This is a genomic window from Kluyvera genomosp. 2 (assembly GCF_036759865.1).
Lineage (GTDB): Bacteria > Pseudomonadota > Gammaproteobacteria > Enterobacterales > Enterobacteriaceae > Kluyvera > Kluyvera ascorbata_B.
In genome coordinates this window covers 146,051-170,139 of sequence record NZ_JAPKIA010000002.1, presented here as the reverse complement: position 1 = coordinate 170,139, position 24,089 = coordinate 146,051, and the positions used below count along the sequence as shown (strand labels likewise).

22 protein-coding genes and 1 other RNA gene are annotated in these 24,089 nt (G+C 55.2%); 17 read left to right on the top strand and 6 right to left on the bottom strand.

Annotated features, from left to right (window positions below; genetic code table 11):
• Window positions 1-449 precede the first annotated feature (449 nt).
• The 6 genes from epd (at window position 450) to V6942_RS02610 (ending at window position 6,644) form a co-directional block, all read left to right on the top strand.
• Window positions 450-1,478, top strand: coding sequence for an erythrose-4-phosphate dehydrogenase (gene epd, locus V6942_RS02635; protein ID WP_106925737.1), 1,029 nt, complete (start codon window positions 450-452; stop codon window positions 1,476-1,478).
• Between the two features lie 39 nt (window positions 1,479-1,517).
• Window positions 1,518-2,681, top strand: a complete 1,164-nt coding sequence (pgk, locus tag V6942_RS02630; RefSeq protein WP_106925739.1) for a phosphoglycerate kinase — start codon at window positions 1,518-1,520, stop codon at window positions 2,679-2,681.
• Between the two features lie 92 nt (window positions 2,682-2,773).
• Window positions 2,774-3,853 (top strand): class II fructose-bisphosphate aldolase, encoded by a 1,080-nt coding sequence (fbaA, locus tag V6942_RS02625; protein ID WP_106925741.1) that lies wholly within the window; start codon window positions 2,774-2,776, stop codon window positions 3,851-3,853.
• Between the two features lie 189 nt (window positions 3,854-4,042).
• Window positions 4,043-4,900 carry a small-conductance mechanosensitive channel MscS gene (mscS, locus tag V6942_RS02620; protein WP_106925743.1) on the top strand — a complete coding sequence of 286 codons (858 nt, stop codon included), beginning with the start codon at window positions 4,043-4,045 and terminating at the stop codon, window positions 4,898-4,900.
• A gap of 270 nt (window positions 4,901-5,170) precedes the next feature.
• On the top strand, window positions 5,171-5,806 hold the full coding sequence (gene argO, locus V6942_RS02615) for an arginine exporter ArgO (RefSeq protein WP_106925745.1): 636 nt from the start codon (window positions 5,171-5,173) through the stop codon (window positions 5,804-5,806).
• Between the two features lie 85 nt (window positions 5,807-5,891).
• Window positions 5,892-6,644 (top strand): oxidative stress defense protein, encoded by a 753-nt coding sequence (locus V6942_RS02610; RefSeq protein ID WP_106925747.1) that lies wholly within the window; start codon window positions 5,892-5,894, stop codon window positions 6,642-6,644.
• Between the two features lie 41 nt (window positions 6,645-6,685).
• Here V6942_RS02610 and argP read toward each other — a convergent pair whose 3' ends face one another.
• On the bottom strand, window positions 6,686-7,579 hold the full coding sequence (gene argP / locus V6942_RS02605) for a DNA-binding transcriptional regulator ArgP (RefSeq protein ID WP_106925749.1): 894 nt from the start codon (window positions 7,577-7,579) through the stop codon (window positions 6,686-6,688).
• Between the two features lie 214 nt (window positions 7,580-7,793).
• Here argP and rpiA point away from each other — a divergent pair, with 214 nt between their 5' ends.
• The 3 genes from rpiA to V6942_RS23390 all read left to right on the top strand — a co-directional run bounded on the left by rpiA (window position 7,794) and on the right by V6942_RS23390 (window position 10,226).
• Entirely contained in the window at window positions 7,794-8,453 is a 660-nt protein-coding gene (rpiA, locus tag V6942_RS02600; protein WP_333500786.1) for a ribose-5-phosphate isomerase RpiA, read from the top strand.
• Between the two features lie 264 nt (window positions 8,454-8,717).
• Window positions 8,718-9,950: a phosphoglycerate dehydrogenase gene (gene serA, locus V6942_RS02595; RefSeq protein WP_106925751.1), complete on the top strand. Its 1,233-nt coding sequence runs from the start codon at window positions 8,718-8,720 to the stop codon at window positions 9,948-9,950.
• Window positions 9,951-10,109: 159 nt separating this feature from the next.
• Window positions 10,110-10,226, top strand: coding sequence for a type I toxin-antitoxin system Ibs family toxin (locus V6942_RS23390; RefSeq protein WP_106925753.1), 117 nt, complete (start codon window positions 10,110-10,112; stop codon window positions 10,224-10,226).
• Window positions 10,227-10,317: 91 nt separating this feature from the next.
• On the opposite strand, the gene V6942_RS02590 is transcribed toward V6942_RS23390, so the two are convergent.
• The 3 genes from V6942_RS02590 to zapA all read right to left on the bottom strand — a co-directional run bounded on the left by V6942_RS02590 (window position 10,318) and on the right by zapA (window position 11,489).
• Window positions 10,318-10,914 (bottom strand): 5-formyltetrahydrofolate cyclo-ligase, encoded by a 597-nt coding sequence (locus tag V6942_RS02590; RefSeq protein ID WP_106925755.1) that lies wholly within the window; start codon window positions 10,912-10,914, stop codon window positions 10,318-10,320.
• Window positions 10,915-10,934: 20 nt separating this feature from the next.
• Window positions 10,935-11,118: non-coding RNA, 6S RNA (gene ssrS, locus V6942_RS02585), on the bottom strand.
• Window positions 11,119-11,159: 41 nt separating this feature from the next.
• A complete protein-coding gene (zapA, locus tag V6942_RS02580) occupies window positions 11,160-11,489 on the bottom strand; it encodes a cell division protein ZapA (protein WP_064542733.1) in 330 nt (109 codons plus the stop codon).
• Window positions 11,490-11,647: 158 nt separating this feature from the next.
• On the opposite strand from zapA, the gene V6942_RS02575 reads away from it, so the two are divergent.
• From V6942_RS02575 to V6942_RS02540, 8 genes are all read left to right on the top strand, one after another.
• Window positions 11,648-12,226 carry a YecA family protein gene (locus V6942_RS02575; RefSeq protein ID WP_106925757.1) on the top strand — a complete coding sequence of 193 codons (579 nt, stop codon included), beginning with the start codon at window positions 11,648-11,650 and terminating at the stop codon, window positions 12,224-12,226.
• A 52-nt stretch (window positions 12,227-12,278) separates the two neighbouring features.
• On the top strand, window positions 12,279-13,595 hold the full coding sequence (gene pepP, locus V6942_RS02570; protein WP_106925759.1) for a Xaa-Pro aminopeptidase: 1,317 nt from the start codon (window positions 12,279-12,281) through the stop codon (window positions 13,593-13,595).
• Entirely contained in the window at window positions 13,592-14,770 is a 1,179-nt protein-coding gene (ubiH, locus tag V6942_RS02565) for a 2-octaprenyl-6-methoxyphenyl hydroxylase (protein ID WP_106925761.1), read from the top strand. The genes pepP and ubiH overlap by 4 nt, the downstream gene beginning before the upstream one ends.
• An 18-nt stretch (window positions 14,771-14,788) precedes the next feature.
• A complete protein-coding gene (gene ubiI, locus V6942_RS02560; RefSeq protein WP_333500785.1) occupies window positions 14,789-15,991 on the top strand; it encodes an FAD-dependent 2-octaprenylphenol hydroxylase in 1,203 nt (400 codons plus the stop codon).
• A gap of 392 nt (window positions 15,992-16,383) precedes the next feature.
• Entirely contained in the window at window positions 16,384-17,478 is a 1,095-nt protein-coding gene (gene gcvT, locus V6942_RS02555; protein WP_333500784.1) for a glycine cleavage system aminomethyltransferase GcvT, read from the top strand.
• A 26-nt stretch (window positions 17,479-17,504) separates the two neighbouring features.
• Complete coding sequence (gcvH, locus tag V6942_RS02550; RefSeq protein ID WP_052281990.1) at window positions 17,505-17,894, top strand: glycine cleavage system protein GcvH; 390 nt, start codon at window positions 17,505-17,507, stop codon at window positions 17,892-17,894.
• Window positions 17,895-18,014: 120 nt separating this feature from the next.
• Entirely contained in the window at window positions 18,015-20,888 is a 2,874-nt protein-coding gene (gene gcvP / locus V6942_RS02545; protein ID WP_333500783.1) for an aminomethyl-transferring glycine dehydrogenase, read from the top strand.
• A 60-nt stretch (window positions 20,889-20,948) separates the two neighbouring features.
• Complete coding sequence (locus V6942_RS02540) at window positions 20,949-21,692, top strand: SDR family oxidoreductase (protein ID WP_106925769.1); 744 nt, start codon at window positions 20,949-20,951, stop codon at window positions 21,690-21,692.
• A gap of 114 nt (window positions 21,693-21,806) precedes the next feature.
• On the opposite strand, the gene bglA is transcribed toward V6942_RS02540, so the two are convergent.
• The gene (gene bglA, locus V6942_RS02535) at window positions 21,807-23,240 is read right to left on the bottom strand and encodes a 6-phospho-beta-glucosidase BglA (protein ID WP_106925771.1); all 1,434 of its coding nucleotides are present in this window, start codon (window positions 23,238-23,240) and stop codon (window positions 21,807-21,809) included.
• A gap of 120 nt (window positions 23,241-23,360) precedes the next feature.
• Window positions 23,361-24,089: a MurR/RpiR family transcriptional regulator gene (locus tag V6942_RS02530; protein ID WP_106925773.1), complete on the bottom strand. Its 729-nt coding sequence runs from the start codon at window positions 24,087-24,089 to the stop codon at window positions 23,361-23,363.

The following is a 24,089-nucleotide window of genomic DNA, read 5'->3' as shown; positions in this document are numbered from 1 at the left end:
TTGATATATTTTTGTGATATTTATTAATTAAAGCGTATGCTTATTTTTCGGGCGTTTTTATATTGGCTGGTGAGTGTATCATTACGAAAAGAGGATTCTGTGACTCGCACAGCGATAAAGTCATCTTTAGCTAATAATATTAGCCTGGTGCGGTTGAGGTTGATTGCCGACGCCGGTTACAGAGAAGGGGGATAAGCGAAGGGCGGCATGGAATTTCTCCGCAGATTATTCCTGTAAAAATGTGATGTATGTCAGATTACTGGCGCGTTTGTCTGGACAAACATTCCTTTTATTCCATATTTCGCTTATTCTAGCTGAAGCGTTTCAGTCGATGAATTGTTCGACATTTAACCATTCAGTCACGGTTTGTGGCGGGTAAGGTTTCCCTGAACGTGCGGCTGCATTACTCTGTTTGCCACTTAGCGTCGGGACAACCTTGCAGGAGACCTATGAGCGTACGCGTAGCGATTAACGGCTTCGGCCGCATTGGACGTAATGTGGTTCGTGCTTTGTATGAATCCGGACGCCGTGCGGAAATCACCGTGGTGGCCATCAACGAACTGGCCGATGCCGCTGGCATCGCGCATTTGTTGAAATATGACACCAGCCACGGGCGCTTCGCCTGGGATGTTCGCCAGGAGCGCGAGCAGCTGTTTGTCGGCGATGATGCTATCCGTCTTTTGCACGAGCGCTCTATTGACGCGCTCCCCTGGCGTGAACTGTCGGTTGATGTGGTGCTCGACTGTACCGGCGTATACGGTAGCCGTGCAGACGGTGAAGCGCATATCGCCGCAGGCGCAAAGAAGGTGCTCTTTTCACATCCTGGCAGCAACGATCTCGACGCAACCGTCGTCTATGGGGTCAATCAGCATGAGCTGCGTGCGGAACATCGTATTGTGTCCAACGCCTCCTGTACCACGAACTGCATCATTCCCGTCATCAAATTGCTGGATGATGCCTACGGCATTGAGTCCGGAACGGTGACAACCATTCATTCTGCGATGCACGACCAGCAGGTGATTGATGCTTATCATCCCGACCTCCGTCGCACGCGCGCGGCGAGCCAGTCTATCATTCCGGTTGATACCAAACTTGCAGCGGGCATCGCCCGTATTTTTCCGCAGTTCAGTGACCGATTTGAGGCGATTGCGGTGCGCGTACCGACCATTAACGTGACGGCAATTGACCTGAGCGTGACGGTGAAAAAACCTGTAAAAGCAAGTGAAGTCAACCAGTTGCTGCAAAAAGCAGCACAGGGTGCATTTCATGGTATAGTTGACTATACGGAATTACCGTTGGTCTCAACTGATTTTAACCACGATCCGCACAGCGCCATCGTCGATGGCACGCAGACGCGGGTGAGTGGAGCGCATCTGATCAAAACGCTGGTCTGGTGTGATAACGAATGGGGCTTTGCTAACCGAATGCTCGACACCACGTTAGCAATGGCCGCTATTGGTTTCAGGCTCGACGCTTGAGCGTCGACAAAACTTTAAGTATCAACGAGAGGATTCACCATGTCTGTAATTAAGATGACCGATCTGGATCTGGCTGGTAAACGCGTTTTCATCCGTGCGGACCTGAACGTACCAGTTAAAGAAGGGAAAGTAACCAGCGACGCACGTATCCGTGCTTCACTGCCAACTATCGAGCTGGCGCTGAAACAGGGTGCGAAAGTGATGGTGACTTCTCACCTGGGTCGTCCGACCGAAGGCGAGTACAACGAAGAATTCTCTCTGCTGCCGGTTGTTAATTACCTGAAAGACAAACTGTCTGCTCCGGTTCGTCTGGTTAAAGATTATCTGGACGGCGTTGAAGTTGCTGCCGGTGAGCTGGTTGTTCTGGAAAACGTTCGCTTCAACAAAGGCGAGAAGAAAGACGACGAAGCGCTGTCCAAAAAATACGCTGCACTGTGCGACGTGTTTGTAATGGATGCATTCGGTACTGCACACCGTGCACAGGCTTCCACCCACGGTATCGGCAAATTTGCTGACGTTGCGTGCGCAGGCCCGCTGCTGGCAGCAGAACTGGACGCGCTGGGTAAAGCACTGAAAGAACCAGCTCGCCCGATGGTGGCTATCGTTGGTGGTTCTAAAGTTTCTACCAAACTGACCGTTCTGGACTCTCTGTCTAAAATCGCTGACCAGCTGATCGTGGGCGGTGGTATCGCGAACACCTTCGTTGCTGCGCAAGGCCACAACGTCGGTAAATCCCTGTACGAAGCTGACCTGGTTGATGAAGCTAAGCGTCTGCTGACCACCTGTGACATCCCGGTTCCGACCGACGTTCGCGTAGCGACCGAGTTCTCTGAAACCGCGACCGCAACCCTGAAATCTGTCAACGACATCAAAGATGACGAGCAGATTCTGGACCTGGGCGACGCGTCCGCTGAGAAACTGGCTGAAATCCTGAAAAACGCGAAAACTATCCTGTGGAATGGCCCGGTTGGCGTGTTCGAATTCCCGAACTTCCGCAAAGGGACTGAAATCGTGGCTAACGCAATCGCAGACAGCGACGCGTTCTCCATCGCAGGCGGCGGCGACACCCTGGCTGCAATCGACCTGTTCGGTATCGCTGACAAAATTTCCTACATCTCCACTGGTGGCGGCGCGTTCCTCGAATTCGTGGAAGGTAAAGTACTGCCAGCAGTAGCAATGCTCGAAGAGCGCGCTAAGAAGTAAGTCATTCAAGGGCAGGGAAACCTGCCCAATTTTCAGCGCGCTTTATAGAGCTCGCACCTTTTCTAACGGCCGAAGATACAGGACTACGTAACATGTCTAAAATTTTTGATTTCGTAAAACCAGGTGTTATCACCGGTGATGACGTACAGAAAGTTTTCCAGGTAGCAAAAGAAAACAATTTCGCTCTGCCAGCAGTTAACTGCGTGGGCACTGACTCCATCAACGCCGTACTGGAAACCGCTGCAAAAGTTAAAGCTCCGGTTATCGTTCAGTTCTCTAACGGCGGCGCTGCGTTCATCGCGGGTAAAGGCGTGAAAACCGACGTTCCTCAGGGCGCGGCTATCCTGGGTGCGATCTCTGGCGCGCATCACGTTCACCAGATGGCTGAACACTACGGTGTTCCGGTTATCCTGCACACTGACCACTGCGCTAAAAAACTGCTGCCGTGGATCGACGGTCTGCTGGACGCGGGTGAAAAACACTTTGCTGCTACCGGTAAGCCGCTGTTCTCTTCTCACATGATCGACCTGTCCGAAGAGTCCCTGCACGAAAACATCGAAATCTGCTCCAAATACCTGGCGCGTATGTCCAAAATGGGCATGACTCTGGAAATCGAACTGGGTTGCACCGGCGGTGAAGAAGACGGCGTGGACAACAGCCACATGGACGCTTCTGCACTGTACACTCAGCCAGAAGACGTTGATTACGCGTTCACTGAACTGAGCAAAATCAGCCCGCGTTTCACCATCGCAGCTTCCTTCGGTAACGTACACGGCGTGTACAAACCAGGTAACGTGGTTCTGACCCCGACTATCCTGCGTGATTCTCAGGAATACGTTTCTAAGAAACACAACCTGCCGCACAACAGCCTGAACTTCGTCTTCCACGGCGGTTCCGGTTCTTCTGCTCAGGAAATCAAAGACTCCGTTAGCTACGGCGTAGTGAAAATGAACATCGATACCGACACCCAATGGGCAACCTGGGACGGTATCCTGCAGTACTACAAAACTAACGAAGCTTACCTGCAGGGCCAGTTGGGCAACCCGAAAGGCGAAGACCAGCCGAACAAGAAATACTACGATCCGCGCGTATGGCTGCGCGCTGCTCAGACGTCTATGATTACGCGTCTGGAACAGGCTTTTGCTGAACTGAACGCGAAAGACGTTCTGTAAGAAAACCTGATTTTTGCCTGAAAGCCCGCCGAAAGGTGGGCTTTTTTTATTGTCTTTTCAAAGTGATGGAACGGTATAAAAACGTGATCAACTTGGCAAAAGTCGCCTTTTTTGGTTACCCTTTATACCTGCCTGTACTGTTGCAGGCCGTTTTTCGTTTCCCATCCGGGTATCCATAAGGAATATTGAATGGAAGATTTAAACGTTGTCGATAGCATAAATGACGCCGGTTCATGGCTGGTGCGCAACCAGGAATTGCTGCTGAGCTACGCGGTCAATATCGTTGCGGCAATCGCGATAATCATTGTGGGGATGATTGCGGCGCGCATCGTTTCGAACACCGTCAACCGCCTGATGCTGGCGCGTAAAATTGATGCCACCGTGGCTGATTTCCTCTCAGCGCTGGTGCGCTATGCGGTGATTGCCTTCACGCTGATCGCTGCGCTGGGGCGCGTGGGCGTACAAACAGCCTCCGTTATTGCCGTATTGGGTGCCGCGGGTTTAGCCGTAGGTCTAGCGCTGCAAGGCTCGCTGTCTAACCTGGCCGCAGGCGTGCTGCTGGTGATGTTCCGCCCGTTTCGTGCGGGTGAATACGTTGACCTGGGCGGCGTGGCCGGTACCGTGCTGAGCGTGCAGATTTTCTCCACTACCATGCGTACCGTTGATGGCAAAATTGTCGTTATCCCTAACGGCAAAATTATCGCTGGCAACATCATTAACTTCTCGCGCGAACCTGCGCGCCGTAATGAATTTATTATTGGCGTTTCTTACGATGCGGATATTGATAAAGTTAAGCAGATCCTCACCCGTATTCTTGAAGCGGATAACCGTATTCTCAAAGACCGCGATATTACCGTGCGTTTAAATGAACTGGCGCCGTCGTCAGTAAATTTTGTCGTGCGTGCCTGGAGCCTGAGCGGCGACCTGCAAAACGTCTACTGGGACGTGCTGGAGCAAATTAAGCGCGAGTTCGATGCCAACGGCATTAGCTTCCCTTATCCACAGCTAGACGTGCATATGCAGCCTGGCAGTTCTGCCCAACAGTAACCGCTTCTAAGCAGTAATAAGGCCGGGCTGATGCCCGGTTTTTTTATGGGCGACCAACCAAGGTAGGCCTGATAAGCGTAGCGCCATCAGGCACTGATCGAGCGCATTAATGCCGGATGCGGCGTAAACGTCGTATCCGGCCTGCATCGGTGCGCGTATTTTCAATTTATAATTAGCTAAACTTATTACTGATTAAAAATATCAATTTCCGCTAATGATTCTATCGCGTTATAGTCAGCGCCATTCCTGAACTACTTAAAGAAAACTATCGTGATATCTTATTATTTTCAAGGTCTTGCACTTGGTGCAGCCATGATACTTCCGCTCGGCCCGCAGAATGCTTTTGTGATGAACCAGGGTATTCGCCGCCAGTATCATCTGATGATTGCCTTGCTGTGTGCCGTCAGCGACATGTTACTTATCTGCGCGGGTGTATTCGGCGGCAGCGCGCTGCTTATGGCCTCTCCGTGGCTGTTGGCACTGGTCACCTGGGGCGGCGTTGCGTTCCTGTTGTGGTACGGCTTCGGCGCGCTGAAAACCGCGATGGGCAGCAACATTGAACTGGCCACCGCGGAAGTGATGAAGCAGGGGCGCTGGAAAATCATCGTGACTATGCTGGCGGTGACCTGGCTTAACCCGCACGTCTACCTTGACACCTTTGTGGTGCTGGGCAGTCTGGGGGGCCAGTTGGAGGCCGTGCCTAAGCGCTGGTTCGCTCTGGGCACCATCAGCGCCTCGTTCCTGTGGTTTTTCGCGCTTGCGCTACTGGCGGCCTGGCTGGCACCGCGTTTGCGCACCGCGAAGGCGCAGCGCATTATCAACCTCGTCGTTGGGATCGTGATGTGGTTTATCGCTTTTCAGCTGGCAAAAGAGGGGGTTGGCCACCTGCACGCGCTTATGAACTAGGCCTCATCTGATGGACTTTCTCCCGGCAATGGCTAAGCTTGCAGGCAAGACCCCGTTGTCGGGTGATAACCAAGGAGATACAACAGTGAAGTTTAAAGTGATGGCTCTGGCCGCTGCAATCGGGTTTAGCGCAATGTCCGTACAGGCAAATGAGTTGCCTGATGGCCCGCATATCGTCACGTCGGGGACAGCAAGCGTGGCGGCAGTACCGGATATCGCGACGCTGGCGATTGAAGTTAATATTGCGGCTAAAGATGCAGCAAGCGCCAAGAAACAGGCCGATCAGCGCGTTGCGCAATACCTCTCTTTCCTTGAGCAGAATGGCGTCGCCAAAAACGACATTAGCTCCGCCAACCTGCGTACTCAGCCGGATTACGATTATCAAAACGGTAAAAGCGTGCTTAAGGGCTACCGCGCGGTGCGCACGGTAGAAGTCACGTTACGTCAGCTCGATAAGCTGAATTCGCTGCTGGACGGCGCACTGAAGGCGGGTCTGAACGAGATCCGCTCCGTATCGCTGGGCGTGGCGAAGCCGGATGCGTATAAAGATAAGGCGCGTAAAGCGGCGATTGATGATGCGATTCATCAGGCTCAGTCGCTGGCAGCAGGCTTCCACAGCAAGCTGGGGCCGGTGTACAGCGTGCGCTATCACGTCTCTAACTACCAGCCGAGCCCGATGGTGCGCATGATGAAGGCCGATGCGGCACCGGTATCCGCTCAGGAAACCTACGAGCAAACGACCATTCAGTTTGACGACCAGGTAGATGTGGTATTCCAGCTTCAGCCTGAACAGGCTTCCACTCCGGCTCCGGCAGCAGCGCCCGCAGCCGCGAAGTAATTTCCCTAACCCCTCGCCCGGCGAGGGGTTTTTCGTTGTGCTTAATCTTGTCGCAGTACCTTATGCCCGTACGCGAGCAGGGCATCGGTGACTTTGCGCATCATGCGGCTTTCCGGCGCAAAGCGGTGCCAGTAGAGCATCCGCCGCTGGAACAGGCCAGGGGTCAGATCGATCAGCTCACCGCTGGCAATCTCTTTTTCAATTTGCAGGTGCGGAATCATACAGCAGGTCGTGCCCTGGCGAGCCAACTGCACGAATGCTTCCGATGAGTTCACAATATGACAGGGAACGCTACCCGGCGGCAGATCGAAGTTTTGCTGTAAAAACGCCTGGTGCATATCGTCCAGATGGTCGAAGGCAACGGCGGGGGCTTTAAGCAGCGCTGAACGGGTCACGCCATTAGGGAAGTAGCGTTCAGCAAAGGCTTTGGAGCCCACAAACAGGTAGTCCAGCGCGCCGAGCTGATCCACCAGGCAGCTTGGCAGCGCCTGTGGCTGAATACTTACCGCGCCGACCACTTCGCCACGACGCAGGCGTTCCTGGGTGCGGGTTTCGTCCTCAACCTGAAGATTCAGGCGAATAGGGGAGTTGGCCAGCACATCGGCTAGTGCAGGCAGCAGCCAGGTCGCCAGACTGTCGGCGTTGACCGCCAGCGACAGCAGCAGCGGAGTCGAGCCGGTTTGCTCATCACCCAGCCACTCTTCTTCCAGTAGCTCAACCTGGCGCAGCAGCGCCAGCAGCTTCTGCCCCTGCTCGGTAGGGCGCGGCGGTACGGTACGCACCAGCAGCGGCTGTCCGAACATATTCTCAAGCTGCTTAATGCGCTGAGAGACGGCGGACTGAGTGATGCACAGTTTCTGCGCGGCGCGCTCAAACCCTCGTTCCCTGATAACGGCATCCAGCGCCTGTAGTGTTCTGTAGTCCGGACGTTTCATTGATCTGCGGTACCCCCCTGTCGGTATATCCTGCACTATGACATAAATTTACCCTGGATACAGACGAAATTGTTTTGCACTTTGCTGTGATACCTGTCACAGGCTGGAGCTGTTGTCCGGCGGGCGTACGCAGAGGTTTACCCGCAGGTCGAATTATGATTGAGATATGTTCTATAATGCGCGGCAGTTGATGACACCACAGGCGAAAACGATCATGACGCAGGATGAACTGAAAAAAGCAGTAGGCTGGGCGGCACTTCAATACGTACAGCCGGGTACGATTGTCGGTGTAGGCACGGGATCTACCGCGGCGCACTTTATTGACGCGCTGGGCACGATGAAAGGACAAATCGAGGGCGCGGTCTCAAGCTCTGATGCCTCTACCGAGAAGCTGAAAAGCCTCGGCATCACCGTTTTCGACCTGAACGAAGTTGACCGTCTGGGCATCTATGTGGACGGCGCAGACGAAATCAACGGCCACATGCAGATGATCAAAGGCGGCGGCGCGGCCCTTACGCGTGAGAAAATTATTGCATCAGTAGCCGATAAATTTATCTGTATTGCCGATGCCTCTAAGCGGGTTGATATTCTGGGTAACTTCCCGCTGCCGGTGGAAGTGATTCCGATGGCGCGCAGTGCCGTCGCGCGCGAACTGGTGAAGCTTGGTGGCCGTCCGGAGTACCGTCAGGGCGTGGTCACCGATAACGGTAACGTGATCCTTGATGTCCACGGCCTGGAAATTCTGGACGCTATCGCGCTGGAAAATGCCATTAACGGTATCCCGGGCGTCGTGACCGTCGGGTTGTTTGCGAACCGCGGTGCAGATGTGGCACTGATTGGTACGGCTGATGGTGTGAAAACCATTACTAAATGATCTGATATAGGGGAAGCATAAATTCCCCTATTTTTTTTATTGAGGCTGTATTCGGTGACTTGTGTCACATTTTACTCTTCTGCCTGATTAACATCCCACGTTTATCCAGTCGCTCAGCATTTTATGCTGGCTTTTTCCTCTGCGTGAGCCTTCTTCATGACGCCGACGCAAACGTTCATATTGCCGCAATAATTTTTTTTGATATGTTGCTTAGGTGAACTTTCGTTCACCACAACATCAGTAAAACAAAGACGGGACGGGGAAATGGCTAAGGTATCACTGGAAAAAGACAAAATTAAATTTCTGCTGGTTGAAGGCGTGCACCAGAAAGCGTTGGATAGCCTTCGCGCAGCAGGTTACACCAATATCGAATTCCACAAAGGCGCGCTGGACAGCGAGCAGCTGAAGGAATCTGCCCGTGATGCCCATTTCATTGGTCTGCGATCCCGTACTCATCTGACAGAAGAAATTTTTGCCGCCGCTGAGAAGCTGGTGGCGGTAGGGTGTTTCTGCATCGGCACCAACCAGGTTGACCTGAAGGCGGCCGCTCAGCGCGGCGTGCCGGTATTTAACGCGCCGTTCTCAAATACCCGTTCCGTGGCGGAGCTGGTCATCGGCGAGCTGCTGCTGCTGCTGCGCGGCATTCCGGAAGCGAACGCCAAAGCGCATCGCGGCGTATGGAACAAACTGGCTGCGGGCTCCTATGAAGCGCGCGGTAAAAAGCTGGGGATCATCGGCTACGGCCATATCGGCACCCAGCTGGGTATTCTGGCAGAATCGCTGGGGATGCACGTCTATTTTTATGATATCGAAAGCAAACTGCCGCTGGGCAACGCCACCCAGGTGCAGCACCTTTCTGACCTGCTGAACATGAGCGATGTGGTGAGCCTGCACGTGCCGGAAAACGCCTCGACTAAAAATATGATGGGCGCAGAAGAACTGGCGCTGATGAAACCGGGTTCGCTGCTGATCAACGCCTCTCGCGGAACCGTGGTTGAGATCCCTGCGCTGTGTGACGCGCTGGCGCGTAAGCACCTGGCTGGGGCGGCCATTGACGTCTTCCCGACCGAGCCGGCGACCAACAGCGAGCCGTTTACCTCGCCGCTGTGCGAGTTCGACAACGTTATCCTGACTCCGCACATTGGCGGTTCAACCCAGGAAGCGCAGGAGAACATCGGTCTGGAAGTGGCGGGTAAACTGATTAAGTACTCCGATAACGGCTCGACGCTGTCTGCCGTTAACTTCCCGGAGGTGTCGCTGCCGCTGCACGGCGGTCGTCGTCTGCTGCATATTCACGAAAATCGCCCGGGCGTGCTGACCGCGCTGAACCAGATTTTCGCGGAGCAGGGGGTTAACATCGCGGCACAGTACCTGCAAACGACTCCGCAGATGGGTTACGTGGTTATCGATATTGAAGCCGAAGAGGACGTGGCGCAGAAAGCGCTGCAGAGCATGAAGGCGATTCCGGGCACCGTTCGCGCGCGTCTGCTGTACTGATTTTCCCGCACTGATAAAACGGGCAGGCCATTGGTCTGCCCGTTTTTTTCGCTTTTTTGCAACGCGTACATTCACTTTACGCGCCTCGCCGCAAACGGTGATTAAAGGCGCCGCCGCACATTGTGTCTTAGCAAAAGGGATTTACGATGGGGGCTCAGCATGGGGCTGAAACGGCAAAGCCCCTACCGAAGCAGGGGCCTTGAAAGGAAAGGGACAATGATGAGACTCGTCATCATACTGCTGATTCTGTTAATCATCGCTCACCCAGCATATTAACAGTATGAACGCAGGAGGGAGGTTCGCCTCCCTCACCCTTTACCGAGGAATTTAGGTCAAAAAAGAATCGATGTCAATCGGCAGAAAATGCTTACCACTGCCACACTTTCGACGGCGTGACCACGGCGGGTAGGGGAATATCCCACTCTTCAATCGGCAATGCGTCAACTAACTGACAATCGTGGGCATAGCCGACGGGCTGGATGCCATGCTGACGCCAGTTTTGCAGCGTACGGTCGTAAAAGCCACCGCCCATCCCCAGCCGCTGTCCTTGTTGATCAAAGGCGACCAGCGGCGTAATCAGCACATTCAGTTGATCGAGCGGTAGCACATCGCGCACGTCGAGCTTTGGTTCCCGAATTTTCAGGCGGTTGACCACCAGTTCGCTGTGCGGATGATAATGCAGAAACAGCAGGTTACCGGGGCTGAACGGATGAAGCACTGGAAGGTAGACCCGTTTACCCGCGCGCCACAGCTGCTCAATAAGCGGCTGTGTGTCGAGTTCGCCATCAAAAGACAGAAACAGCGCCACGGTTTTTGCCATCACAACGGGAGGCCATGCCATCATGCGATCGGCGGCCTGTTCGCCGTACAAAATTTGTTGCTGGAGCGTGAGCGCACGACGACGTTGCCGGATGACCTGGCGAATATGTTGTCGGGAGTTTTGTTGCTCAGATGAGTGCGTCATAAGACCGGGTAGGTAGAAGGGGAATCTCCGAGATGCCGCCGCAGGCTGTAACCCTTGAACCCTTGGTTCAAGGTGAATGCGTCGTCACAGTTTTAAGGCTTCTCGGACGGACCGAGCATGCTCACCAACCGTGGAGCGCCACATTCTTGTGGTATGAAATATCGGCTCAGGGGACTGGCCCGCTTGCGAACATCTCAGAGAAATTTTGTCTTCACAGTCACTCTACCACAGTAAACTGCAAAGTGTTATTCAAAGTTGGGTGCAGACTTATCGGATATGCGACCCTGGTCAAGCAATGCCTGTTCAATGGTCTGTTGAAGCATCCGAATGCGCTGTTCCATGCTTGAAGCATAGTCACGCGTCTTTGCCCTTTCCTGAGTTAACTCGTAGCTGATGTTCAACGCGGCGATGAAAACCAGCTGCTCAGTATTTGTGACTCTAGTGCGTTCTTTCAGATCTTGCAACCGCTGATTCAGATCGTCCGCGGCCTGATTCAAAGCATCTCTTTGTTCAGGCGGGCAATTCACACGTAGTGAACGGCCAAAAATTTGGATATCGACGGGTTGTGCAGACATGCCACCTTCCTGCTGATTGACTGCGCGTCCTTCACTCTCAGGATGTGAAGGGGCGACACTATAGCTACCCTGGTAAGAAGATACAAGCCCTTTTCTGGTGTCTCCAGGGTCCAAAGTGGTAGCATACCATGAATTCCACCCAACAATGACGAATGCGCATGTCTATACAGAACGAAATGCCTGGTTACACCCTACTGAACCAGCTGTTAAACCAACAAGGGGTAGGCCTGACGCCTGCGGAAATGCACGGTCTGATCAGCGGTCTGCTCTGCGGCGGAAACAAAGATAGCTCATGGCAGCCGCTGGTTCACGACCTGACTAACGAAGGACTGGCGTTTGGCCACGAGCTGGCCGAATCGCTGCGTTCCATGCATTCAGCGACCAGCGACTCGCTGGAAGATGATGGCTTCCTTTTTCAGCTTTATCTGCCTGACGGCGATGACGTCAGCGTCTTTGACCGCGCCGATGCGCTCTCTGGCTGGGTGAATCACTTCCTTCTGGGGCTGGGCATGGTGCAGCCGAAGCTGGATAAAGTGAAAGGTGAGACGGGCGAAGCGATTGACGATCTGCGTAATATTGCACAGCTTGGCTATGAAGAAGATGAAGATCAGGAAGAGCTGGAAATGTCGCTGGAAGAAATTATCGAATACGTTCGCGTAGCGGCGCTGCTGTGCCACGATACCTTCACGCATCCGCAGCCGACGGCCCCGGAAGTCCAGAAGCCAACATTACACTAATCATAACACCTGCTCTGCATGTCGGAGCGCGAAGGGATTGAAAGGAGATGTCATGACACAGCAAGCGTTTCTCCGCCGCCGTCAGCAACTGCTGGCGCAAATGAAGCCTGGCAGCGCGGCGCTGATTTTTGCCGCGCCAGAAGTCACTCGTAGTGCGGATTCTGAGTATCCTTATCGCCAGAACAGCGATTTCTGGTACTTCACGGGCTTCAATGAGCCGGAAGCCTTGCTGGTGCTGATTAAAAGCGATGACACCCACAATCACAGCGTGTTGTTCAACCGTGTTCGCGATCTGACGGCAGAAATCTGGTTCGGCCGTCGCCTTGGGCAGGATGCCGCGCCGGAAAAACTGGGCGTAGACCGCGCGCTGGCGTTCAGCGAAGTCAACCAGCAGCTGTTCCAGCTGTTGAACGGCCTCGACGTGATTTATCACGCGCAGGGCGAATACGCCTGGGCGGATGAGATAGTCTTCACCGCGCTGGATAAGCTGCGCAAAGGTTCGCGCCAGAACCTGACCGCGCCGGACTCGATGATTGACTGGCGTCCGATGGTGCATGAAATGCGCCTGTTCAAAGACGGCGAAGAAATTGACATCCTGCGTCGCGCCGGGGAAATCAGCGCGCTGGCGCATACCCGCGCGATGGAAAAATGTCGCCCAGGGATGTTTGAATACCAGCTCGAAGGCGAGATCCTGCACGAGTTTACGCGTCATGGCGCGCGCTATCCGTCCTACAACACTATCGTGGGCGGCGGTGAAAACGGCTGCATTCTGCACTACACCGAAAATGAATCGGAGCTGCGTGATGGCGATCTGGTGCTGATTGATGCTGGCTGTGAGTACAAAGGCTATGCCGGCGATATCACCCGGACCTTCCCGGTAAACGGTAAGTTTACGCCTGCCCAGCGCGCTATCTACGATATCGTGCTCGCATCGCTGTACAAATCGCTGGAGCTGTATCGCCCCGGTACGTCCATTCAGGAAGTAACCACGGAAGTGGTACGTATCATGATTACCGGTCTGCAGAAACTGGGGATTCTCCACGGTGAAGTCGACCAACTGATTGCCGACAATGCCCACCGCCCGTACTTTATGCACGGTCTGAGCCATTGGCTGGGGCTGGATGTGCATGATGTAGGTGCGTACGGCGCAGAGCGTTCCCGCGTGCTGGAGCCGGGCATGGTACTGACCGTTGAACCGGGTTTGTATATCGCGCCGGATGCGGACGTCCCGGCGGAGTATCGCGGCATTGGTATTCGTATCGAAGACGACATTCTGATTACCGAAAACGGCAATGAAAACCTCACGGCCAGCGTGGTGAAGGACGCCGATGCTATCGAAGCGCTGATGGCGGCGGCGCGCCAGCCATGAGCCTGATTATTGTCGGCGGCGGGATGACCGGCGCGACGCTGGCGCTGGCGGTATCGCATCTGACGTCGGGCCGTCTCCCGGTGCACGTGATTGAAGCGGCAGATATCAACGCCGCGCGGCATCCGGGCTTTGACGCTCGGGCCATTGCGCTGGCGGCGGGAACCTGCCAGCAGCTGTCGAAGATCGATCTCTGGCAGGCGATTGCCGACTGCGCTACGCCGATAACCACCGTTCATGTGAGCGACCGTGGCCATGCCGGGTTCGTCACGCTGGACGCGGCCGATTATCGGCTGGCTGCGCTGGGCAACGTGGTCGAGTTGCACGAAGTCGGGCTGCGATTGTTTAGCCTGCTACGCAAGGCGCGCGGCGTCACGCTACATTGCCCCTCGCGGGTGACGCAGGTTGAGCGCCGTGCCGACGGCGTCAGCGTTACGCTCGATAATGGTGACACGCTACACGGCAAGCTGCTGGTGGCCGCTGACGGTTCACGCTCTATGCTGGGCGAACGTTGCGGCATTCACTGGCAGCAAGAGCCGTATAACCAACTGGCGGTGATTGCTAACGTCACCACCGCTGTTGCACATCAGGGGCGCGCATTTGAACGCTTTACTGAATACGGGCCGCTGGCGATGCTACCGATGTCGCAAAACCGCTGTTCGCTGGTGTGGTGCCACCCCCGCTCGAAACATGATGAGGTATTGGGCTGGTCCGACGCGCGCTTCTGCGACGAGCTGCAGCGCGCGTTTGGCTGGCGCTTAGGCCGTATTACCCACGCGGGGGCACGCAGCGTTTATCCGCTATCGTTGACCACCGCTACACGCACGGTGTCCCATCGTCTGGCGCTGGTGGGGAACGCCGCGCAGACGCTGCATCCGATCGCCGGGCAGGGCTTTAACCTTGGTCTGCGCGATGTGATGACGCTGGCGGAGAATCTGGCGCAGGCCAACGCTGCTCACGCAGATATCGGCGATTATGCGCTGCTCTGCCAGTATCAGCGCCAGCGGGCAGAAGATAAAGCCGCTACCATTGGCGTAACCGATGGGCTGGTGCACCTGTTTGCTAACCGCTGGGCGCCGCTGGTTGCGGGGCGCAATGCGGGGCTGATGGCGATGGAATTATTTACCCCTGCACGCGATGTGCTGGCGCAGCGGACGCTGGGCTGGGTCGCCCGTTAAGAGCTGTAAGGAGTTAATGTGCAAAGTGTTGATGTTGCCATCGTAGGCGGTGGTATGGTTGGGCTGGCGGTAGCCTGCGGTTTACAGGGCAGCGGCCTGCGGGTGGCGGTGCTGGAGCAATCGCTGCCGCAGGCGCTCGCCGCCGATGCGCCGCCTGCGCTTCGCGTGTCCGCTATTAATGCCGGCAGCGAAAAGCTGCTGTCAAAGCTCGATGTCTGGCAGGCGATTGTCGCGCAGCGTGCCAGCCGTTATCACGGCATGGAAGTGTGGGACAAAGACAGCTTTGGCCGCATTGCGTTTGACGATCGCAGCATGGGCTACAGCCATCTGGGACATATCGTTGAAAATGCGGTTATCCATCACGCGCTGTGGCAGAAAGCCGAGCGCAGCGCGGATATCACGCTGATGGCCCCCGCGGAACTGCAGCAAGTGGTCTGGGGCGAAAACGAAGCGTTTTTGACGTTGAAAGACGGCGGAATGTTGACCGCGCGTCTGGTGGTGGGAGCCGATGGCGCCAACTCCTGGCTGCGTAGTAAAGCCGATATTCCGCTGACCTTCTGGGATTATCGCCATCATGCGCTGGTCGCCACCGTTCGTACAGATGCCCCCCATGAAGCCGTTGCGCGCCAGAGCTTCCACGGTGATGGTATTCTGGCCTTCTTACCGCTCAGCGATCCCCATCTTTGCTCGATTGTCTGGTCGCTGTCGCCGGAAGAGGCGCAGCGGATGCAGCAGGCTGACAAAGCTGAGTTTAACAAAGCGTTGAATATTGCCTTCGATAACCGTTTAGGGCTGTGCCGCGTGGAAAGCGAGCGTCAGGTCTATCCGCTTACCGGTCGCTACGCGCGGCAGTTTGCCGCGCACCGTCTGGCGCTGGTGGGTGACGCCGCGCACACCATTCATCCGCTGGCCGGGCAGGGTGTGAACCTCGGCTTTATGGATGCCGCCGAGCTGATTGACGAGCTCAAGCGCCTGCATACGCAGGGGAAAGATATCGGCCAGCATTTCTATTTGCGTCGCTATGAGCGCAGCCGTAAGCATAGCGCTGCGCTGATGCTGGCGGGAATGCAGGGCTTCCGCGAGCTGTTTGCCGGTGAAAACCCCGCGAAGAAGCTGCTGCGCGATATTGGCCTGAAGCTCGCGGATACGCTACCCGGCGTCAAACCGCAGCTTATTCGTCAAGCGATGGGCCTGAATGACCTGCCGGAGTGGCTTCGTTAAGTCGCTCACACTTTTACTCCCGGTGGTTCTACCGGGAGCCTTTCCCCTCATTTGAAAAATTCTAATTTCACCTCTTTTTTCGCATTAGATTTATTAATCCGTCATTTTTTATGTTACGGGAAAGTCGCCCTGTTTTTCGCAGGAAATATTATCTTATGCTGAATTATTAACCATTGTTGTTAATTAAATGTGGTGTAATTCGCTTTTTACCAGTTGATTCCTCTGTATGCTTTTTCTCGCCTTTTAGCCATAAGCTAATGTGATGCCCCTTTTTTCATGATGGTTTACCACGGTGTTCGGTGGTAAGTTCAGGGAAAAGAGAACGTTTGCGTCGGTGCCTGGACAGGCGTCGGCGTTGGGTTTTGTGGTGCGATATATTCAACGAGGACATGATGGCTCAACAAACGCCTTTGTATGACCAGCACGTGTTATGTGGCGCGCGCATGGTAGATTTCCACGGCTGGATGATGCCGCTGCACTATGGATCGCAGATTGATGAGCATCACGCGGTGCGTACCGATGCCGGGATGTTCGATGTGTCGCATATGACCATCGTTGACCTACACGGCCCGCGCACCCGCGAGTTCCTTCGCTATCTGTTGGCAAACGACGTCGCGAAGCTGACTAAGCCGGGCAAAGCGCTCTACAGCGGCATGCTAAATGCGTCAGGCGGCGTGATAGATGACCTTATCGTTTACTACCTCACCGATGATGTCTTCCGCCTTGTTGTTAACTCTGCCACTCGCGAAAAAGACCTCTCCTGGATTACCCAACACGCTGAACCCTATGCCATTGATATCACCGTTCGTGACGACCTGTCGCTGATCGCGGTGCAGGGGCCGCACGCGCAGGAAAAAGCGGGCACGCTGTTTAGCGACGCGCAGCGCCATGCGGTTGAAGGCATGAAGCCGTTCTTTGGCGTGCAGGCCGGTGACTTCTTTATCGCGACGACCGGCTATACCGGCGAAGCTGGCTATGAAATTGCGCTGCCGAAAGAACAGGCGGCAGATTTCTGGCAGCAGCTGGTTCAGGCGGGCGTGAAGCCATGCGGGCTGGGCGCGCGCGATACGCTGCGTCTGGAAGCGGGTATGAACCTCTACGGTCAGGAAATGGATGAAAGCGTTTCCCCGCTGGCGGCTAACATGGGCTGGACCATTGCCTGGGAGCCCGCTGACCGCAACTTTATTGGTCGCGACGTGCTGGAACTGGAGCGCGAAAAAGGCACCGAGCAGCTGGTTGGTCTGGTGATGACCGAGAAAGGCGTACTGCGCGGCGAACTGCCGGTACGTTTTACCGATGCGAACGGCAATGCGCGCGAAGGTGTGATCACCAGCGGGACTTTCTCGCCAACCTTAGGCCATAGTATTGCGTTGGCTCGCGTCCCGGCAGGGATCGGCGAGACGGCGATCGTGCAGATCCGCAACCGCGAAATGCCGGTCAAAGTGACAAAACCTATTTTTGTGCGTAACGGCAAGGCCGTCGCGTAAGCCCTTTTTATTCTGGAGATTTTTTGATGAGCAACGTACCAGCAGAACTGAAATACAGTAAAGAACACGAGTGGCTGCGCAAAGAAGCGGACGGCAGCTATACCGTTGGCATTACCGAGCACGCGCAGGAATTACTGGGCGATATGGTCTTCGTTGACCTGCCGGAAGTGGGCGCGACCGTTAGCGCGGGCGACGACTGTGCGGTAGCGGAGTCCGTTAAAGCGGCATCCGACATCTATGCGCCAATCAGCGGTGAGATCGTTGCCGTGAACGACGAACTGGGTGACTCGCCGGAGCTGGTCAACAGTGAGCCGTATGCGGGCGGCTGGATCTTCAAGATCAAAGCCAGCGACGAAGCGGAAGTGGCCGCGCTGCTGGATGCGACCGCATACGAAGCATTATTAGAAGACGAGTAAGGTTGTGCCGGATGGCACTGCGTTTATCCGGCCTGCATCGTGTAGGCCCGGTAAGCGAAGCGCCACCGGGCAGGTCAGTTAGACAATCACGATTCACCGCACGTTTCAGGAACATCGCACATGACACAGACTTTAAGCCAGCTTGAAAACCGTGGCGCGTTTATTGAACGTCACATCGGGCCGGATGCCCAGCAGCAGCAAGAGATGCTCAAAACGGTTGGCGCGGATTCATTAAACGCACTGATTGGACAGATCGTGCCGAAAGATATCCAGCTTGCTACGCCGCCTCAGGTAGGTGACGCCACCACAGAATTTGCCGCGCTTGCGGAGCTGAAGGCGATTGCCGGTCGTAACAAGCGCTTTAAGTCGTACATTGGCATGGGCTATGCGCCTGTACAGCTGCCGCCGGTGATCCTGCGTAATATGCTGGAAAACCCGGGCTGGTACACCGCCTATACGCCGTATCAGCCGGAAGTGTCGCAGGGCCGTCTGGAAGCGCTGCTGAACTTCCAGCAGGTAACGTTGGATCTCACCGGTCTGGACATGGCTTCTGCCTCCCTGCTGGATGAAGCGACCGCCGCAGCTGAAGCGATGGCAATGGCTAAACGTGTGAGCAAGCTGAAAAACGCCAACCGTTTCTTTGTGGCGGCAGACGTTCATCCGCAAACGTTGGACGTGGTGCGCACCCGTGTGGAAACCTTCGGTTTTGATGTGATTGTCGACGATGCCGACAAGGCGCTGGAACATCAGGATGTCTTCGGCGTGCTGCTGCAACAGGTTGGTACGACCGGTGAAGTGCATGATTACAGCGCGCTGATTGCCGAACTGAAATCCCGCAAGGTGGTGGTCAGCGTCGCGGCTGACTTTATGGCGCTGGTGCTGTTAACCGCACCGGGCAAACAGGGCGCAGACATTGTCTTCGGCTCTGCTCAGCGCTTCGGCGTCCCGATGGGCTACGGCGGCCCGCACGCGGCATTCTTTGCCGCGAAAGATGAATTCAAACGCGCCATGCCGGGCCGTATTATCGGCGTATCGAAAGATGCGGCGGGCAATACCGCGCTGCGCATGGCGATGCAGACCCGTGAGCAGCATATTCGCCGCGAGAAAGCGAACTCCAACATCTGCACCTCGCAGGTACTGCTGGCTAACATTGCCAGCCTGTACGCGGTCTATCACGGCCCGGTGGGCCTGAAGCGTATCGCGAACCGTATTCATCGTCTGACCGATATTCTGGCCACCGGCCTGCAGCAAAAAGGGCAGAAGCTGCGCTATGCGCACTTCTTTGACACGCTGTGTGTGGAAGTGGCAGACAAAGCCGCGGTCCTGGCGCGTGCGCAGGCTGCGGAAATCAACCTGCGTAGCGATATTCATAACGCAGTGGGCATCACGCTGAATGAAACGACCACCCGCGAAGACGTACTGGCGCTGTTTAGCGTGATCCTTGGCGACAACCATGGTCTGGATATCGACACCCTCGATAAAGACGTGGCGCTGGATAGTCGCTCAATTCCGCAGGCGATGCTGCGTGACGATGCGATCCTCGGCCACCCGGTCTTTAACCGCTACCATAGCGAAACTGAGATGATGCGCTATATGCACTCTCTGGAGCGTAAAGATCTGGCGCTGAACCAGGCGATGATCCCGCTGGGTTCCTGCACGATGAAGCTGAACGCCGCGGCGGAAATGATCCCGATCACCTGGCCTGAATTTGCCGAGCTGCACCCATTCTGCCCAATTGATCAGGCCGAAGGTTACCATCAGATGATCGGTCAGCTTTCCGAGTGGCTGGTGAAACTGACCGGCTACGACGCGCTGTGCATGCAGCCGAACTCCGGTGCTCAGGGCGAGTATGCGGGCCTGCTGGCGATTCGTCACTACCACGAAAGCCGCAACGACGGTCATCGTGATATCTGCCTGATTCCAAGTTCGGCGCATGGTACTAACCCGGCCTCCGCGCAGATGGCGGGGATGCAGGTGGTGGTCGTGGCCTGTGATAAAAACGGTAACATCGATCTGGCGGATTTGCGCGCGAAAGCAGAGCAGCACGCGGCAAACCTGTCCTGCATTATGGTGACCTATCCGTCCACCCACGGCGTCTATGAAGAAACGATCCGTGAAGTGTGCGAAATTGTGCACCAGTTCGGCGGCCAGGTTTATCTCGATGGGGCGAACATGAACGCCCAGGTTGGTATCACCTCTCCGGGCTTTATTGGCGCGGACGTCTCGCACCTCAACCTGCACAAAACCTTCTGCATTCCGCACGGTGGCGGCGGCCCGGGTATGGGCCCTATCGGCGTGAAAGCGCATTTGGCGCCGTTCGTGCCGGGCCACAGCGTGGTGCATATTGAAGGTATGTTGACCCGTCAGGGCGCGGTATCCGCTGCACCGTTCGGCAGCGCGTCCATTCTGCCCATCAGTTGGATGTACATCCGCATGATGGGTGCGGAAGGGCTGAAACAGGCAAGCCAGGTGGCGATCCTTAACGCCAACTACATTGCTACGCGCCTGAAAGACGCCTACCCGGTGCTGTATACCGGCAGCCAGGGCCACGTGGCGCACGAATGTATTCTGGATATCCGCCCGCTGAAAGAAGAAACCGGCATCAGCGAGCTGGATATTGCTAAGCGCCTGATTGACTACGGTTTCCATGCGCCGACCATGTCCTTCCCGGTAGCGGGCACGCTGATGGTCGAACCGACTGAATCGGAAAGCAAAGCCGAGCTCGACCGCTTTATTGACGCGATGCTGGCGATTCGTGGTGAAATTGACCGCGTAAAAGCGGGTGAATGGACGCTGGAAGATAACCCGCTGGTCAACGCGCCGCACACGCAGAATGAGCTGGTGGCGGAGTGGAACCACGGCTACAGCCGTGAACTGGCGGTCTTCCCGGCGGGCGCGGCGAACAAGTACTGGCCGACGGTGAAACGCCTTGATGACGTTTACGGCGACCGTAACCTGTTCTGCTCCTGTGTACCCATGACTGAATACCAGTAATCATTTGATTGCACTATCTTTTAAAGGCGCTGCGGCGCCTTTATTTTTTGGGAGAAACGTATGGCACTGGCATTGGTCACCGGCGCTAGCCGGGGAATCGGCAAGGCGACGGCATTACAGCTGGCGCAGGAAGGGTATACGGTAGCGGTGAATTATCATCGCAACGAAGCCGCCGCCAGCGAGGTGGTGGCGGCGATTATTGCGCAGGGTGGCAAGGCCTTTGTCGTTCAGGCGGATATTGGCGATGAAGCGCAGGTGGAGGCGATGTTTGCCCAGCTCGACGCGCAGCCGGAGCCGCTGACGGCACTGGTTAATAATGCCGGGATATTGTTTACGCAAAGCCGCGTAGAGGCGTTAACCGCTGAACGCATTAATCGGGTGTTAACCACCAACGTCACCGGCTATTTCCTGTGCTGTCGGGAAGCGGTAAAGCGCATGGCGATACCCCACGGCGGAAAGGGCGGGGCGATTGTGAACGTCTCATCGGCGGCTGCGCGCCTTGGTTCTCCGGGGGAGTACGTGGATTATGCTGCGTCGAAAGGGGCGATTGATACGCTGACCACAGGGTTATCACTGGAGGTGGCGGCGCAGGGAATCCGCGTGAACGGTGTGCGCCCTGGATTTATTTACACCGAAATGCATGCCGATGGTGGGGAACCGGGGCGCGTTGACCGTGTGAAGTCGGTGCTGCCAATGCAGCGCGGTGGCCAGCCGGAAGAGGTGGCGCAGGCGATTGTCTGGCTGTTGAGTGAGAAGGCGTCGTACGTGACGGGAAGTTTTATTGAGCTGGCGGGCGGGAAGTAGTGTGGTGCCGTTTCCCTCACCCCAAAGGGGCGAGGGCGAAAACCGAACGTCAGCATTTGCACTATCGGTCCCCTCTCCCCTTTGGGGAGAGGGTTAGGGTGAGGGGAAACCTGCTTACAGATTCTCGCCGTTGCTGGCAATCACTGCTTTATACCACTCAAAGCTCTTCTTCCGGGAACGCGACATATCGCCCGTGCCGTCATCGTGCTTATTGACGTAGATAAAGCCATAACGCTTGCTGTACTGCCCGGTGGTGAACGAGACGCAGTCGATACAGCCCCACGGGGTATAGCCCATCAGGTCAACGCCATCGTAGGTTACCGCCTTGATCATCTCTTCAACGTGCGCGCGCAGGTAGTCGATGCGGTAGTCATCGTTGATGCTGCCATCTTCTTCTACTTTATCGTAGGCACCGAAGCCGTTTTCCACGATAAACAGCGGCTTCTGATAGCGCTCATACAGTTCACACAGCGAGTAGCGCAGACCTACCGGATCGATCTGCCAGCCCCAGTCTGAGGCCTTGACGTGCGGGTTCGGTACGCTGCCTTCAAAGCCGGAAATCGCATCGCCACTGCCGCCTTCAGCCTTCACGGCGTTGGTCATGTAGTAGCTAAAGCCGAGGTAGTCGCAGGTACCTTCACGCAGAATAACGTCATCGCCCGCTTCCATTTTGATGTTGAATCCGCGACGCTCCCACTCATTAAGCACGTAGCTTGGGTAATAGCCGCGCAGCTGGACGTCAGTGAAGACATAGCGTTCGCGCATGGATTCCTGGGCAAACATTACGTCTTCCGGCTTACAGGAGAACGGATAGAGCGCGACCATCGCCAGCATGCAGCCCACCTTCATTTCCGGATTAATACGGCGTGCGGCTTTAACCGCCAGAGCGCTGGCCACAAACTGGTGGTGCAGCACCTGGTACATCGTTTCTTCCGGGTTTTCATGTTCGGTATAAACCACGCCGGAGCAGCAGTAGCCGAACAGCGGTGCTCGCCAGTTGCGCTGGTTGTTGATTTCGTTGAAGGTCATCCAGTATTTGACCTTATGCTTATAGCGCTCGAAGACGACTTCGGCAAAACGGACAAAGAAATCGACCACTTTACGGTTGGTCCACCCGCCGTATTGCTGAACCAGATGCAGCGGCATTTCAAAGTGGGAGAGGGTGATAACCGGTTCGATATGGTATTTCAGCAGTTCATCGAACATGTCGTCGTAGAACTTCAGCCCTTCTTCGTTCGGCTGCGTTTCATCGCCGTTCGGGAAGATCCGCGTCCAGGCGATAGAGGTGCGGAAGCACTTGAAACCCATTTCCGCGAACAGCTTGATGTCTTCTTTGTAATGACCGTGGAAGTCGATGGCTTCATGGTTAGGGTAGTATTTACCCGGCACCACTTCCTGAGTGATTTCGCGCGGAACGCCGTGAGCGCCGCCGGTAAGCACGTCACAGATGCTGGGGCCTTTGCCGCCTTTATTCCAGCCACCTTCAACCTGGTGCGCTGCCACTGCGCCGCCCCATAAAAAGTCTTTCGGTAAGGTCAGTTTTTTCATCTTTGCTATGCTCATTGATTGTGTTTAATAAATCTGAGTCTAACAAAGCAATATTAAATGTCACGATATAACAAATTACCCTGTAGGGTATATGTTACATCAAAAAAACACCCTGTATTTTTATGCTAATTTCTTCGCCAGTTTTCGGCCTAATGATTCCAGAATATAAATAACCGGAATCTGTGTCGTAATATCGTAAACACCGCCAATACGCGTTTGCGGTACGTGCCAGGAGATATTGAAGTCAGCAAGTTTCGCCAGGCGCGAGTGTTCATGGCTGGTAATCGACATAACCTTGCAGCGATGCAGGCTGAACTGGCTGGCGAAACGCAGGATTTCTTCGGTTTCACCAGAAACGGAAAGGACGATCGCCAGTGCGTTTTTAGCCATGTCGTTAGTCACCGGAAAATAAGGATCGTCGATATGGTTGCTGAATTTCCCGATATTAGAAAAGAAACGTGCACCATATTTTGCCAGTGAACCGGAAGTGCCTGCTCCGACGAATATAATACGTTCAGAGGCGAGAATAACCTCGACTGCGCGATCGAGCAGTTTATCAAACTCATCATTATTGACGCCTTTGAAAAAACTGATAATTTCACTGGCACCGAAATTAGCCTGCTGGGGCTCATCTTGCTCCAGATAGAGCTTGAAGCGTACGCGAAACTCCGAGTAGCCTTCACAGTGAAGCTTGCGGCAAAAGCGCATGACCGTGGTGGTGGAGACGCCCGCTGCGTCGGCCAGCTCGCGTATGGTCATGTACATCACCGTGTCGCGATTTTTGATCACGTACTGGTAGACCATCATCTCAAGATTATTGAGGCTGGCAATAGCGGCGTGGGAGAACAT